The sequence below is a fragment of the Dactylosporangium sp. NPDC000244 genome (genome assembly GCF_040300725.1).
Classification (GTDB): domain Bacteria; phylum Actinomycetota; class Actinomycetes; order Mycobacteriales; family Micromonosporaceae; genus Dactylosporangium.
The window spans coordinates 329,078-343,632 of sequence record NZ_JBEPEH010000003.1 but is presented as its reverse complement, the minus strand read 5'-3'; the positions used below and the strand labels follow the sequence as shown (position 1 = coordinate 343,632).

Below are 14,555 nucleotides of genomic sequence, written 5' to 3'. Positions count from 1 at the left end.
GGGCGGTGAGCATAGGGGCGCGGCGACGTCCCGGCACCGCACGGATGGTGTCGCACGACCGCGCGTCGCCGCCGACACGCGTGGGAGCCACGGTGACTGCGACGACCCTTGCCACCCCGGCGGTGCACTGGCCGCTCGTGGGCCGATCGACCGAGGTGGAGCACCTGTCCGCGCTGCTCGGCGGGTCCGACGAGGCCGGCGTGCTGCTCACCGGCGAGGCCGGCGTCGGCAAGTCCCGGCTGGCGCAGGAGGTTGCGCGGCGGTGTACGGACGCCGGCATGCTGGTGTCGACCCTGTCCGGCTGGGAGGCGGCCGACGGGTTGCCGCTCGCCGCGGCGGCCCCGCTGCTGCCGGCCGCGGGCGGCGACGGGCTGGCCCGCGCGTTCGCCGCGGCCACCCGGGCGCTGCGGCAGCGGGCCGCGGACCGGCCGGTGCTGCTGCACATCGACGACGCCCAGCACCTCGACGCCGCGTCGACCGCCCTCGTGCAGCACCTGGTCGGCGCCGTGCCCGCCAAGCTGCTCGTGACCGCCCGGCCCGAGGCGATGGACGCCCCGGCGCTGCGGGCGCTGCAGGCCCGCCCGACGCTGCAGCGGGTGTCGATCGGGCCGCTGCGACCGGCGGCCGTCGACGCGCTGATCCGCGCCGTGCTCGGCGGCCCGCTCGACCGGCTCACCCTGCGCCGGCTCACCGGGATCACCCGCGGCAACCCGCTGTTCCTGCGGCACCTCGTCGACGCCGGGCTCGCCGCGGGCCGGCTGCGCCCGGTCGACGGGCTGTGGCGCTGGCACGGCACGATCTGCTCCCACGAGGGCCTGCGCGACCTCGTCGCCGACGTCCTGCGCCGCCTCGACACGCAGGAGCGCGCCGCGCTGCGGTACGTGGCGCACGGCGAGCCGATGTCCGCCGACGCGCTGGAGACGCTGGCCCCGCTGCCGGTGCTGGAGGCCCTGGAGCGGCGGCAGCTGATCCGGGTCGACCGCGTCGCCCAGGGGCTGCTGGTGCGGTGCGGCCACCCGTTGTACGGCGAGCTGATGCGCGCCACCGTCTCCGACCGCGACCGCCGGGCGGTCTACAGGCGGCTGGCCGCGGCGGTCGACGCCGCCGGCATGCCCGGCCCCGGCGCACACCTGCGCTCGGTCCTGTGGCGCCTGGCGGCCCGGGAGCCGGTGCCCGTGCCGGACATCCTGCGCGCCGCGCGGGACGCCCTCGACCGCGGCGACGCGGTCCGCGCCGAGTCCCTGGCGCGCAGCGCCGGTGCGGCCGGGGTGGAGGTGCTGGCCGGCGCGCTCGTCGCGCAGGACAACGCGGTCGCGGCCGAGGCGCTGCTCGACGCCGGCCACGAGCACCTGCCGCCGGCCGACCGCGCCGGGCTGGCCGCCCTGCGGGCCCTCAACCTGTTCTGGGGCCTGCGTCGCCCGGAGCAGGCCGCGGCGGTGGTCGACCGGGCCCGCCGGACCCTGCCCGCCGAGCAGCGCGCCGACCCGCGGCTCGGCGTGGCCGCGCTGGCGCTGTCCGTCTTCGGCGACGGCCGCGGCGACGGGGCCCTCTCCGACGGGGTGACCGACAGCGTCGTCGCCGGGGCCGCGTCCGCGATCCGCGCGTACGCCGCGGTCTTCGCCGGCGCCCCGGCCCGGGTCGTGGCCGGGTTCCGCGACGGTGACCTGGCGGCGCCCCGCGCGTGGGCGTCGATGCGCGGCGCGGCCGCGGCCTGCCACGTCCACGCACTGGCCATGGCCGGCGAGCTGCCGGCCGCCCTGTCCACCGGGCGCGCGTACCACCGGGCGGCGCTCCCCCGCGGCGCCGCGTCGGAGGTGGCGATGCTGTCGCTGGAGCTGGGGGTCTGCGAGGTGTGGGCCGGGCGGCCCGTGCGCGCATTGCCCTACCTGCGGGAGGCGCGGGCCCTCATCGACGAGCACACCCCGTTCCCCATCCAGGCGTACGTGTTCAGCGAGTACGCCGCCTGCCTGGCCGCGCTCGGCCGCGGCGCGGCGGCCGCCTCGACGGTGCGGTACATGCGCGCGCGGCTGCCGTCCGGTTCGGTGCTCGGCGGGCATCTGGACATGGCCGAGGCTCGGTGCCGGGCCCATCGCGGTGACGCCGCCGGCGGCGCCCGGATCGCGGCGGCGCTCGGCGAGCGGTACCTGGCCCTGGACCGGCTCACGAGCGCCGCCGACAGCCTGTACCTGGCCGGTCGGCTGCGGCCGGGTGCCGAGGTGGCCGCGGCGCTGCGGCAGGCCGCGGACCGCGCCGACAGCCCGCTGTTCGTGGTCTTCGCCGACCACGTCGACGCGCTGGTGCACCGCGACGTGGACCGGCTGGCCGCCGCCTGCGAGGACCTGGCCGGGCGGGGCTACGCGGCGGTGGCGCTGGAGGCCGCGGCGTCGGGCGTACGCATGGAGGGGAAGGTTCGCGACAGCCGGTTCCGGCCGTTGCTCGCGACGCTCGGCGAGCGGTGCGAGGGGTTCGTGCCGCCCTGGGCTGAGGGCGTCGCCCGGCCGGCCGCGCTGACGGTCCGGGAACGTCAGATCGCCGACCTGGCCGCCGCCGGGCTGCCCAACGAGGCCATCGCCCAGCGGCTGCGGCTGTCGGTCCGCACCGTCGGCAACCACCTCTACCGCGTGTACCGCAAGCTCGGCGTGACCGGCCGCGACGGCCTCGCCCGGGTGCTGGCCGCGCCCGCGTCCCGACCGGCGGCCGTGGGGTGACCAGCGGCCGGGACGCGAGCCCATCCTTATGCGCGTCCTTATGCGCTGAGTGCGGTCGCTTCGGTGATGCTCGCCCAGCCGTTGGCCTCGGCGTTGTTCCACCACGCGTACTTCACGTAGCGAGCCGACCGGCCCGGGAACGTCGTCACCTCGGCCTGCAATGTGGTACCACTGCTGCGCCCCTCCCACGCCTTGGTGTACGTCACGCCGTCGACGGATGTGTAGATGGTGTAGTCGTTCCAGCGCACGTCACCACGGTGCCAGGCCACCCCGGCCCCGCAGATGGTGCGCTGCGTGCCGAGGTCGACGGTCAGGTACGCCCCGTAGCCGTACCCGGACCAGCGCGTCGACAGGTTCCCGTCCACCGCGTTGCGCGGCGGGTTCACATCCTCGTACGTGCTCGCCGACGCCGACACCACCGGCTGCACGCGGTTGCAGGTGGCCCCGGGGTTGATCTCCCGGATGCTCAGCCGGGTCACGTCGACGTCCTGGGCGAGGTCCCACCGGAACGTGGCGATCGGGCCGCCCCAGCGCACGACCTCGTCGCGGGTGCCGCCGCAGCGGTTGTCCTGAGCGATCGCCCAGCCGCCCTGGTCGTCGTAGGACGCGACCTGGGTCCACGTGTTGGTGTTGTTGCGGTCGAGGTACGTCTCCAGCCGCACCCCGGCCGCGGTGTTGAACATGACCGCCTTGAAGCCGACGAGCCGGCCCTGCACCGACGCGCCGGCGTTCTGCCAGGGCCGGCTGGCGTAGCCGTCGCCGCCGTCGTGGAACAGCTCCTTCTGCCATCGGGTGGCCCCGTCGCGGAAGCGCAGGTTCGCCTTGTACGCGGTGCCCCAGCAGGTCTCCGGGGTGGCGCCGCTGCCGGTGTGCCGGGCGCCGCGGGCATACCAGGTGAACTCCTGATCGGCGTCGGAGGTCGTGTTGAGCCGTACGTATCCCGTGATCTCCACATCGCGCCAGTCGGACGCGTCGTGCTGATACCCCACCTTGCGCAGCGTCGGCTGCGACCACACCAGACTGTTCTCGTCGCCGTGGTCGTAGGTGGCGCTCAGGACACCGAGTCGCGTGTTCGCCTCGGTCACCTTGAACGTGCCGTCCGAGTTGCGCCGCAGGGCCGGCCCGTCGAGCCGCGAGTCGCCGGCCGGGTTGGAGCCCAGGCGCCACACCTGCCCGCCGGCCTTCGTCGGGTACATCATGGCGATGCCGTCGGCGTCGTTGCCGATCGGGCCCGCGGCGGCCGCGGGCCGGGCCGCCACGGCGATGAGCGCGGTCGAGGCGAGCAGCGCCAGGGCGGTCATCGCGAGCAGCGCCCGGGCCAAGCCGGGTGCGGTTTTGAACATGGGTACGGACATGGTTACGGCCTCCGTTCGGGTGGGCTGAACGCATTCACGGTCGTTCCTCCATCGGCCATCGGTCATGAGCGATCCGTACTCAACCGCCGAGCCCCATCGGCCGGGAGCCCGCGGTGACCCCGGAACCCGGCGGGGCCGCGGCCGAGCAGCGCTGGCCGCTCGTGGGCCGCGCCGACACCGCCCGGCTCGCCGTCACGCTGCTGCGGCGCTCGGACGCCGTCGTCGTCATCGGCTCGGCCGGGCTCGGCAAGTCGCGGCTGGCCCGCCTGGTCCTCGACCGCTGCGGGGCGAGCGGCGCGCTCGTCGCCCGTACCGCCGCCGGCGCCTCCCCGCTCGCCCCGCCGGCCGTCGCAGCACTGCTGGCCGACGCCGGGGTCGGCGAGGCACCGTCGCTCGACGCGGCCGCGCGGGCGCTGCGGGAGCTGGCCGGGGATCGCCCGACGGTGCTCGGTGTCGACGACGCGGACCGGCTGAGCGCCGCGGACGCCGCGCTCGTGCGCGACCTGGCGGAGCGGACCGGCGCGGGCCTGCTGCTCACGGCCCGGCCCGCCGCCGCTGCCGCCCCGCCCTGGTGGCAGGGGCGCCCGATCACGGAGCTGCCGCTGCGCCCGCTGCCGCTGGCGGCCACGGCGGCCCTGCTCACCGCCGCGCTGGGCGGCCCGGTCGACGGGATGACGGTCCGCGGCCTGTGGCGGGCGGCGCGGGGCAACCCGCTCGTGCTGCGCCGGCTGGTCGGCGTCGGGCTCACCTGCGGCCGGCTCGTCGCCGTGCGGGACGTGTGGTCCTGGCGCGGTGCGGTCGGCGATCCCCGCCGCTGGTGCGACCTGGGGGCGGTCGACGCCGAGCCGCTGCCGGAGGGCGGGGCCGAGGTGCTGGAGTACCTGGCGGTGGCGGGCCCGCTGCCGGAGGCGGTCCTGCGCGCGGTGGTCGCCGGGGCGGCGCTGGACGCCCTCGTCGGGGCCGGGCAGGTCGTGCGGACGGCCGGTGCGGTCCTGCGCCCGGCGCACCCGCTGCAGGTCGAGGGCGTCCTGCCGTCGGTCGGCTCGCTGCGGCGCCGCCGGCTCTTCCGCGACCTTGTGCGGGCCGCCCACGCCGAAGACGACGATCGGCCCGACGACGGTCCGGTGCGCGCGTGGTGGCGGCTCGAGGCGGCCGAGCCCGTCCCGCCGGAGACGCTGCTGGCCGCGGCCGGGGCCGCGCTGGGCGCCGGGCGCCCGGTGCTCGCCGCCCGGCTGGCCCGGCCCGTGCCCGGCCACGACGGTGCCCTGCTGCGCGCCGAGGCGCTGGTGGCGCTGGGCCGGGCCGCCGACGCCGAGCGGATCCTGCGGCGGCTGTGCCTCGACCGGCCGGACGACCCGCGGGCCGCGGCCGCTCGCGCGCTGAACCTGTTCTGGGGACTGTCGCGCACCGACGAGGCGGCGGCCGAGGTCGAGCGGGCGCGGCGGCACGTGGACCGGCCCGACGACTCGCTGGAGCTCACGGTCGCCGCGCAGGCGGTCGCGCTGTTCACCGGCGGGGCCCTGGCACCGGTCGACGCCTCGGGCGGCGGGCCGCTGACCCGGGACGTCGGGGAGGCGCTGCGGACCTACCAGCTGACCTTCCGGGGCCGGCCGGGCCAGGTGTGCGCCGAACGCGATCCGCGACCGGCCCCCGCGACCTGGACCGCGGTACGCATGGCGGCCCTGACCTGCCAGACCCACGCGCTCGTGCTGACCGGCCGGCTCCGCGAGGGGCTCGCGGTGGCCCGGCGGCACTACGCGCGGGTGCTGCGCGGCTCCCGGACCGAGGACGCCGCGCCCGCCGCGTACGCCGTCGGGGTCGCCGAGTGGTGGTCGGGCCGGCCGGCGCGGGCCCTCCCGGCACTGCGCGAGGCGTACGCGCTGGCGGACGAGCGGACACCGTTCCCGCTGCGGGTGTTCATCGCCGGGCAGTACGCGGTGTGCCTGGCCGCGCTCGGCGAGGCCGACCGGGCCGGGCAGATCCTCGCCGAGCTCGGCGATCAAGTGGCCCCGGGCAGCACCCTGAGCGACCGGGTGGAGCTGGACCGGGTCCTTGTCCTGGCCCACGGCGGCCGGCACGCCCACGCCGCCGACCGCGCCGACCGGCTGGCCGAGCGGTACCTCGCCGCGGGCCGGCTCACCACCGCCGTCGAGTGCGCGTACCTGCATGTCCGGCTGGCCCCGGCCCGCACCGCGGCGGCGGTCCGGCGGCTGCGGACCATCGCCGGGCGCTGCGACAGCCCGCTGTTCGAGCTGTTCGCCGAGCACGCCGAGGCCCTGCTGCGCGGCCGGACCGCGCCGCTGCTGCGCGCGGCCGAGCGCTTCGACGCGCTGGGCTACCACGGATTCGCCCTCGAGGCCGCCGCCGCGGCCGCGTGCGACCCGGCCGCGCCGCCGGCGGCCGCACGGGCCCGGCGACGGGCGGCCGAGCGCTGTGCCGGCCACTTGCCGCCGTGGCTGCCGTCGCTGACGACCCCCGCGCGGCTGACCGCCCGCGAGCGGGAGGTGTGCGAGCTCGCCGCCGCGGGCCTGCGCAACGGCGAAATCGCCCAGCGGCTCGGCATCTCGGTGCGAACCGTGGGCAATCTGCTGCAGCTGTCCTACACGAAGCTGGCCATCGGCAGCCGCCGGCACCTCGCCGAGCGGCTCGCGCTCGCCCCGCTGGCCGCCGGCGGCGGGTGAGACCCGCCGCCGGCCGGCCGCCTCACGCGCTGAGGGCGGTCGCTTCGGTGATGCTCGCCCAGCCGTTGGCCTCGGCGTTGTTCCACCACGCGTACTTCACGTAGCGAGCCGAGCGGGCCGGGAACGTCGTGACCTCGGGCTGCAGTGTCGTACCGCTGCTACGCCCCTCCCAGGCTTTCGTGTACGTCACGCCGTCGACCGACGTGTAGATCGTGTAGTCGTTCCACCGCACGTCACCACGGTGCCAGGCCACCCCGGCCCCGCAGATGGTGCGCTGGGTGCCCAGATCGACGGTCATGTACGCCCCGTAGCCGTACCCGGACCAGCGGGTCGACAGGTTCCCGTCCACGGCATTGCGCGGCGGGTTGACGTCCTCGTACGTGCTCGCCGACGTCGACACCACCGGCTGCGCACGGTTGCAGGGGCCGCCGCCGGAGCGGGCCGGGTCGACGTCGGCGAACGTGGCGCGCTGGTCGCCCAGGCGCAGCGCGTCGTAGTACATGACCCGCTGCGTGGTGTCCGACGCGTGGGTGCTGCCGCTGTTCCAGTCCCACTTGTAGATGCCGAACTTGAAGTACGGCGAGCCCTGCGTGTCGGCGTGCGTGCGGCTGTTGGTGAAGCCGAACTTGTACACGCCGTTGCGCCAGATCTCCAGCAGCCCGGAGTCGCCGGTGCTCCACTTGACGTGGAACACCCAGTCGGTCCAGGTGCCGGTGCTGTAGGCGTCGAGGTCCACCGTCTGCGAGCGCAGCGGCATGTCGAGCTTCCAGTGGCCCTTCTCGGTCTTCAGCGCCAGTGGCGGGGAGCCGCCGCCGCACCGGGACTGGTCGCACTGGTGCCACTGGCTGACGATCTCGGGCGACTGGTCGTACACCCACGAGGCGGGCAGGTAGATGCTGAAGCCGTACCACCGCTCGGCGTTGGCCGGCTGGGTGTCGGGCTGGGTCAGCTCGGAGCGCTTGCCGTTGGAGACCGCGGTGTCGGTCTTGTTGAGCTCGAAGCGGGCGGCGTATCCGCCGTCGCGCTTGACGTCGCTGACGATCCGGGTGGACGTGGTACCGCAGCAGGACTGCTTGTAGAAGCCGGGCGGTGGCACCGTGCGGTCCGCCGGGTTCTCCCAGTCCAGGGTCCTCGTCACACCGGCCGGGTCGGCGTGGGCCGGGGACCCTGGCGCGGCCAGCGCGAGCCCGGCCGTGGCCAGTGCGCACGCCAGCAGCGCCCGGACCGGCCGCCATCGTGATGTCATCGGGGGTACCTCCTCAGTGTGGGTGCTCGATGTCGAAGAGGCCGGCCGGCTCAGTGGCAGGCGACCGGCCCGCCCTGGTCCCGCGTGGCGCCGTCGATGTCGACGAAGCGCCACGCGTAGTCGTTCGCGCCGAGGTCGAGCCGCAGGACGCCGTGCGTGTCGGCGATGCGCCGCTCGCTGTTGGCGACGGTGGTACCGAACGGGCGCAGACCCGCACCGCCGGTGCCGACGACGAACTCGCGGATGCCGGCCGGGGTCGCGACGCCGTCGGGGCGCTGGGGCGCGAACCGCTCGTAGTCGTGGTCGTGGCCGTTGAGGATCACGTCGGCGCCGGCGGCGTACAACGCGTCCCAGAACGGCTTCACGTTGGGGAAGCTGCCGTGCTCGCTGCCGGAGCTGAACTTCGGCCGGTGCCAGTAGGCGGCGACGCACGGCCTGGCGGTCGCGGCGAGGTCGGCCCGCAGCCAGGCGAGCTGGGCGCCGCCCTCGTTGCGGTCGAACTCGGAGTTGAGCGAGACGATGTGCCAGTTGCCGAGATCGAAGCTGTACCAGCTGGTGCCCTGGGGCTTCGCGGCCGCGCCGAAGTAGCGGAAGTAGCCGTCGGCTCCGGCCACCTCGTACTCGTGGTTGCCGGGCGTGGGATGGAACCGGCCCCGCAGCGGCCCCCACGTCTTGTCGAAGTACCGCAGGAAGTCCTCGTAGGTGTCGTTGCCGTTCTGCTGGTCCCCCAGCCCCAGGATGCGGGCCGGGTCGATCTGCGCGCTCAGCGCCGCCGTGCGGGCCGTCGGGCACGTGGCCGCCACGCAGGTCTGCGAGATGTCCCCGACGGCCACGACGACGTTCGAGACGGCCGGGGCGGCGCCGAGCACCGTCGCCTCCGTGATGCTGGCCCACAGGTGCTGCTCGGCGTTCTGCCAGAACGCGATCCGCACGAAGCGCGCCTGGTGCGGGGTGAAGGCGTAGGTCTCCGGCGCCCGGGTGGTGCCGGTGCTGCGGCCGGCGTTGACGTTGCGGTAGTTCACCCCGTCCGCCGAGGTGTAGACGGTGTAGTCGTTCCAGCGCTCGTCGCCGCGGAACCACGCGACCTGCACGGCGCACAGGGTGGCCGGGGCGGGCAGCTCGAGCTGCAGGTAGGCGCCGAAGCCGTAGCCGGACCAGCGGGTGTCCGGGTTGCCGTCGACGGCGTTGCGCGGCGGGTTGACGGCCTCGTAGTCGCTGGCGCTCACGGCGGACGGGGCCTGCTTCGTGCCGCATCCGGCCGACGCGGCGGCGGAATCCGCGGCGGGCCGGGCCCCGGCGGGGGCCGCGGCGAGCAGGACGACGGCGATCGCGGACAGGACGAGCAACGGTCGGCGGAGCACGGGTACCTCCTGCTCAGCGGGTTATCGCATGAGCAGCATCGAGGTAATCCGATACGCGTTCATGAGTATCGGAGACTCAATCGGCCGTCGAGGTCCTTGCGGGGTCAGACCAGGGCGTCGCGGACGAGGCCGCCGTGGACCCGGTGGCCGAGGTGCAGGGCGACGGCGTCGAGGTCGCGGATGGCGGTGGAGATCGAGACGCGGAAGCGCACGCAGACCTCGCGGCTGGTGACGGCGCCGCGGCCGCGGACCGTCTCGGCGATCCAGCGGCGCCGCTGGCCGGGGAAGTCGGTCATGAGTGGGTCATCCTTCACGCTGCCGGCGAGCAGGCCGCGGACGAAGAAGCGCTGCATGGACAGGAAGACGGCCAGTAGGTCCGGGTGCCGCGGACCGGGCCGCCGCCGTAGATGTTGGCCACATAGCAGAGATTTACCACGTGATAGGCCATGTGGCAGGACGCCTGTCGATCGGTCCGCGGGTGGTTACTTCGACAGGTCGTAGATGGTGACGCCGTCGATGGTGGTCGCCGGGTAGTCGCGCCGCACCCAGTCCGCGATCCGGGCACTGTCGCGCATGCGGGTGCCGGCGAAGGCGCGCGCGAACGGATCGTCGACGAAGTAGTGGATCCGCTTGGCGGCGACGTCCCGCTGGAACTGCGCGAGCGTGGGGGCGGGGTCGGTACCGCTGAAGCCGCCGACCGCCATCGCGGGCCGGCCCGTGGCCAGCTGGTAGGTCGCCGCACCGCGGGAGCCGACGGTCGCCACGACCCACGTGCACGCGGCGGCGTCGCGCGTCAGCAGCTCGCGGACCCGCGGGTCGGGCGCGCGATCGGCGAAAAGTCGCGCCAGGTCCATGCCGTCGGGCCGTCCGGCGCGAGTGGTGGGCAGCGCCGGCCCCGCCGAGACGAGCGGCCCGGACCGTGGCGCCGCGACGGTCTGCAGGGAGTACGCCACCGGGCCGGCGAGGACGGCGACGAGGGCGGCGGCCCCGGCGAACGGCGCGAGCGACGGCACCGCCGGGCCCCGCCGAGCCCGGCGTCCGGACAGGACCAGCGCGGCCGCCGCGAGCAGTCCCGTCGCCGCGACCGCCACGCGCAGCCACGGCTGGAAGGCGGCGCTGCGCCCGAGGAGCACGCAGGACCAGACGGCGGTTGCGGCGACCACGGCGGCCAGCAGGGACGCGCCGGCGCGGTCGGAGCGCAGCCGCCAGAGGGTGTGGGCGCCCATGCCGGCCAGCGCGGCCACCGCCGGGGCGAGCGCCAGCGTGTAGTACGGGTGGAAGATGCCGTGCATCAGGCTGAGGACCACCGCGGTCACCACCAGCCATCCGCCCCACAGCGCATAGGCGGCCCGCCACCGTCCGGCCCGCTCGGGAGCCGCGGCGCCGCGGGCGGCGAGGGCGAGGCCGGCCAGGGCCAGCAGCGCGGCGGCGGGCAGCAGCCAGGCGATCTGGCCACCGGTCGCGGCGTCGAACATCCGGCCCCAGCCGGGCCCGTCGGAGCCGAGGCCGAAGCGCCGCCCGGCAATGCCGGCGAACTCATTGCCGGCGATCTCGTTGCCGGTGATCCGGCCGAGGCCGTTGTACCCCAGGGTCAGCTGCAGGACGTCGTTGTCGGTGGAGCCGCCGATGTACGGGCGGTGCCGCGCCGGCGTCAGCTCGACGATCGCCACCCACCAGCCTGCGGACGCGATCAGCGCCGCCCCGCCGAGCAGCACCTGGCGCACCCGGCGCCCGGCCGGGGCCGGCGCGAACACCAGGTAGGTGAGGGCGAACGCGGGCAGGACCAGCAGGGCCTGCAGCATCTTCGTGAGGAAGCCGAAGCCGACGCACGCGCCGGCGAGCACCACCCAGCCGGTGCGCGCGTCCTCCAGCGCCCGCACGATCGCGTACGCGCCGGCGACGAGGGCCAGCATGAGCAGCGCGTCGGGGTTGTTGTACCGGAACATGAGCGTCGCCACCGGGGTCGTGGCGAGCACCGCCCCGGACAGCAGCGCCGGGCCCGGCCCGAACCAGCGGCGCACGGTCGCGAAGAGCAGCGCGACCGTGGCCACGCCCTCCAGCGCCTGCGGGAGCAGGATGCTCCACGGGTTGAGCCCGAACAGTCGCACCGACAGGCCGGTGAGCCACAGCGCGCCCGGGGGCTTGTCGACCGTGATGAACCCGGCGGGGTCGAACGACCCGAAGAACCACGCCTTCCAGCTGAGCGAGCCGGCCTGCGCCGCCGCCGAGTAGAACGCGTTGGCCCACCCGGACGCGCCGAGCCCCCAGCCGTACAGCAGCGCGGCGACGACGAGCAGGAGCGCGAGCGCGGGCCTCGCCCAGATCGGGTCCCCGTCCCGGCCGCGCAGCAGGCGACGGGCGGTCGGCAGCGGCCGAGCCGTGGACATGGTTCCACGGTAGCCAGCCCGCCGTTCCGCACCGCCGCCTCCGGCCGTGAGGTTGCTGTGAGGCGTCCGGCGATTGCGCCGCCCGTCGCTGGGTAGGGCCGACTGAACCGGAAACCCTTGTGTGCCAACAGAAAAGTACGGGAAGGCGAGGCGCATGACGGTGGCGACTCGGCTGCTGGCCGCACGCGCGCAGGAGCCGCCGCGGGAGCCGGCGTTCATCGCCGGCGCGGACGGTCACTCGGTCTCGTGGCCGGCCCTGGCCGCGTACGCCGAACGGCTCCGGGGGCTGACCGCCGCGCGCCGGGTGCCGCCGGGCGCGCGGATCGGCCTGGTCGTCGCCGACCCGCTGCGCTTCGCCGCCGCCTACCTCGGCGGGCTGGCCGCCGGGCTCACGGTGGTGCCCGTCGATCCCCGGCTGCCGGCGCCGGCGCTGGAGGACTTCCTCGCCCGGCTGCGGGTCGACGTCGTCGTCACCGACGCGCCACTGTCCGCGCCGGGGGCGGGGGTGGAGATCTGGGTGGCCGGGAGCGCCGCGCCGGTGCCGATGGGCGCGCCGCCGACCGGCGCGCGGCCCAGCGCCGGCGCCGCCCTGCGTCCGGCCGTGCTGCTGGCCACGTCCGGCACGACGGGTGAGCCGAAGGGCGTTCCCCTGTCGGAGGCGCAGCTGCTGCACGCGGCCCGGCGGGTCGCCCGGCACCACCGGTTCGGGCCGGGCCAGCGCGGCTACAGCCCGCTGCCGCTGTTCCACGTGAACGCCCAGGTGATGGGGCTGCTCGCGGCGCTGGTCAGCGGCGCGTCGCTGGTGCTGGACGGGCGCTTCGAGCCCGACGCGTACTGGTCGCGGGTGGCGCAGTGGTCACCCACCTGGCTCAACACCGTCCCGGCGATCCTGGACGCCCTCGCCGCACAGCCGGCGCCGCCCGAGGCGACCCTGGCCCGGGTGCGTTTCGCGCGTTGCGCGTCGGCGCCGCTGCCCGGCCCGACGCACGACGCGTTCACCACGCGCACCGGCGTCGCGGTGCTGAACACGTACGGGATGACCGAGGCGGCGGGCCAGATCACCGCCAACCCGCTCGACGCCTCCGCCCGGCGAGCCGGCTCCGTCGGGCTGCCGGTCGGCGTCGGGCTCGCGGTCGCCGACCCGGACGGCCGGCCCGTCCCGCCGGGGGTGCAGGGCATGGTGATGCTGCACGGCCGGCCGGTGACCCGCCGGTATCTGGAGCTGACGCGGCACGGGGCGGAGGCGAGCCGGTCGGCGCGCGACGCGAACGGGTGGCTGCCCACCGGCGATCTGGGGTTCCGCGACGAGGACGGCTACGTGTACCTGGTCGGCCGCGCCGACGACGTGATCAACCGGGGCGGGGAGAAGCTTCACCCGCAGGAGGTGGAGCACGTCCTGCTCGGCCATCCCGCGGTCGGCTCGGCCGCCGTGGTCGCCGCGCCGCACGAGCGGCTCGGTCAGGTCCCGGTCGCCTTCGTCATGCTCCGGCCGTCCCACGCGCCGGCGGGTCTCGTCGAGGAGCTGCGGCGGCTGTGCGCCGAGCGGCTGCCGCGCCACAAGTGCCCCGCCGCCATCACCGTCACCGCCGAGCTGCCGACCAGCCCCACGGGCAAGGTGCTCCGCCGTGCCCTCCGAGCCGACGTGGCGGCCCTGGGCGGCGGCCGGTGAGCGGGCCGCCGCCCGGCGCCGCCACGCTGGCCCGGCACGAGCGGGCACGCGCATCCGCCCACCTCGACGCGCTCGATGTCGTCCGGGTGCTCACCGTCGGGCTCGTCATCGCCGTCCACGTGCTCGCGCAGCAGCCCGGCGGGGTGGGGCTGTCCAACGGTGCGCCGCTCATCGTCCTGCACGTCAGCCGCGAGGTCTTCTTCCTGCTCACCGCGTTCGTGCTCGTCTACAGCCGCCGCGCTCGCGCGCCGTCGAGCTGGTGGGCGTTCTGGCGCCGGCGCTACCTGCTGATCGGCGTGCCGTACGTGGTGTGGACCGCGGTGTACTACGTCGCCGGCGGCGGGCCGCTGTGGCCGGCGGGCCGGTTGCTGCCGGGGCTCGTGCGCGACCTGCTGACCGGCGGCGCCCGCTATCACCTGTACTTCCTGCTGGTGACCATGCAGCTGTACCTCGTGTTCCCGCTGCTGCGCCGCCTGCTTCGGGCCACCCGCGGCCGGCACGGCTGGCTGCTGGCCGCCGCGGCCGTCTACCAGGCCGGCTGCTACACCGCCGTGCAGCGCGGATCGGTGCCCGGGCTCGGCGACCCCAGCGCGTACCTGCCCAGCTACCTCGGGTTCGTCGTGGCCGGCGGCGTCGCGGCCTGGCACGCGGAGGCGCTCATGCGGTGGACCCTCGAGCGGATGTCGTGGGTGTTCGCCGGATGCGCGCTCGCCGTCGCCGCGGGCGTCGTGGTCTTCTTCGTGCGCGCGTCGGTCCTGCGGCAGCCCCCGTTGGTCGCGGGCGCCGTGTTCCAGCCCGTCGTCGTGGTGGAGAGCGTCGCGGTCGCGTGGGCGTTCCTGGCGTGCGGCGCCGCCTGGCAGCGCCGGGGTGCACCGGGCCGGCGGCTGGTGCGCTCGGCCTCGGACGCCTCGTTCGGGGTCTACCTGGCTCACCCGTTGCTGTTGCAGGGTCTGCTGGCGGTGGTTGCGGCCTCGGGCCTGGCCGCCGTGGCCCAGCGCCAGCCCGGCCCGCTCGTCACCGGGGCTGCGACGGCCGTCGTCCCATTGATCTACCTGGCGTGCTGGTCGGCGGTGGCGGTGACGCTGCGCACGCCGCTGAGCCTGGCGCTGACCGGCCGAGCTCGGCGCGGTACCCGGGAATGACCCTTC

Annotated in this window: 9 protein-coding genes; 4 read left to right on the top strand and 5 right to left on the bottom strand. The window is 75.8% G+C overall.

Annotated elements, in window-relative coordinates:
* Window positions 1–92: 92 nt before the first annotated feature.
* Window positions 93–2,708: an AAA family ATPase gene (locus ABT369_RS06360; RefSeq protein ID WP_350610638.1), complete on the top strand. Its 2,616-nt coding sequence runs from the start codon at window positions 93–95 to the stop codon at window positions 2,706–2,708.
* A gap of 38 nt (window positions 2,709–2,746) precedes the next feature.
* Here ABT369_RS06360 and ABT369_RS06355 read toward each other — a convergent pair whose 3' ends face one another.
* On the bottom strand, window positions 2,747–4,051 hold the full coding sequence (locus ABT369_RS06355) for a discoidin domain-containing protein (protein ID WP_350610637.1): 1,305 nt from the start codon (window positions 4,049–4,051) through the stop codon (window positions 2,747–2,749).
* A 125-nt stretch (window positions 4,052–4,176) separates the two neighbouring features.
* On the opposite strand from ABT369_RS06355, the gene ABT369_RS06350 reads away from it, so the two are divergent.
* Entirely contained in the window at window positions 4,177–6,744 is a 2,568-nt protein-coding gene (locus ABT369_RS06350; protein WP_350610636.1) for a helix-turn-helix transcriptional regulator, read from the top strand.
* Window positions 6,745–6,766: 22 nt separating this feature from the next.
* Here the strand turns inward: ABT369_RS06350 and ABT369_RS06345 are convergent, their stop codons facing one another.
* The 4 genes from ABT369_RS06345 to ABT369_RS06330 form a co-directional block, all read right to left on the bottom strand.
* Window positions 6,767–7,990 (bottom strand): heparin lyase I family protein, encoded by a 1,224-nt coding sequence (locus ABT369_RS06345; RefSeq protein ID WP_350610635.1) that lies wholly within the window; start codon window positions 7,988–7,990, stop codon window positions 6,767–6,769.
* A 50-nt stretch (window positions 7,991–8,040) separates the two neighbouring features.
* Window positions 8,041–9,351: a discoidin domain-containing protein gene (locus ABT369_RS06340; RefSeq protein WP_350610634.1), complete on the bottom strand. Its 1,311-nt coding sequence runs from the start codon at window positions 9,349–9,351 to the stop codon at window positions 8,041–8,043.
* A 104-nt stretch (window positions 9,352–9,455) separates the two neighbouring features.
* Window positions 9,456–9,704 carry a DeoR family transcriptional regulator gene (locus tag ABT369_RS06335; protein WP_350610633.1) on the bottom strand — a complete coding sequence of 83 codons (249 nt, stop codon included), beginning with the start codon at window positions 9,702–9,704 and terminating at the stop codon, window positions 9,456–9,458.
* A gap of 129 nt (window positions 9,705–9,833) precedes the next feature.
* Complete coding sequence (locus ABT369_RS06330) at window positions 9,834–11,738, bottom strand: ArnT family glycosyltransferase (protein ID WP_350610632.1); 1,905 nt, start codon at window positions 11,736–11,738, stop codon at window positions 9,834–9,836.
* A gap of 154 nt (window positions 11,739–11,892) precedes the next feature.
* Between ABT369_RS06330 and ABT369_RS06325 the strand changes: the two genes are divergently transcribed.
* Together ABT369_RS06325 and ABT369_RS06320 are read left to right on the top strand one after the other, a co-directional pair.
* Window positions 11,893–13,407 carry a class I adenylate-forming enzyme family protein gene (locus ABT369_RS06325; protein ID WP_350610631.1) on the top strand — a complete coding sequence of 505 codons (1,515 nt, stop codon included), beginning with the start codon at window positions 11,893–11,895 and terminating at the stop codon, window positions 13,405–13,407.
* On the top strand, window positions 13,404–14,549 hold the full coding sequence (locus ABT369_RS06320; RefSeq protein ID WP_350610630.1) for an acyltransferase: 1,146 nt from the start codon (window positions 13,404–13,406) through the stop codon (window positions 14,547–14,549). Before ABT369_RS06325 ends, ABT369_RS06320 begins: the two co-directional genes overlap by 4 nt.
* Window positions 14,550–14,555: the final 6 nt, after the last annotated feature.

Excerpts from the sequence above, each read along its gene's own strand:
- ABT369_RS06330 (WP_350610632.1), bottom strand. The coding sequence starts at position 11,738 with ATGTCCACGGCTCGGCCGCTGCCGACCGCCCGTCGCCTGCTGCGCGGC.
- ABT369_RS06325 (WP_350610631.1), top strand. The coding sequence starts at position 11,893 with ATGACGGTGGCGACTCGGCTGCTGGCCGCACGCGCGCAGGAGCCGCCG.
- ABT369_RS06355 (WP_350610637.1), bottom strand. The coding sequence starts at position 4,051 with ATGTTCAAAACCGCACCCGGCTTGGCCCGGGCGCTGCTCGCGATGACC.
- ABT369_RS06345 (WP_350610635.1), bottom strand. The coding sequence starts at position 7,990 with ATGACATCACGATGGCGGCCGGTCCGGGCGCTGCTGGCGTGCGCACTG.
- ABT369_RS06335 (WP_350610633.1), bottom strand. The coding sequence starts at position 9,704 with ATGCAGCGCTTCTTCGTCCGCGGCCTGCTCGCCGGCAGCGTGAAGGAT.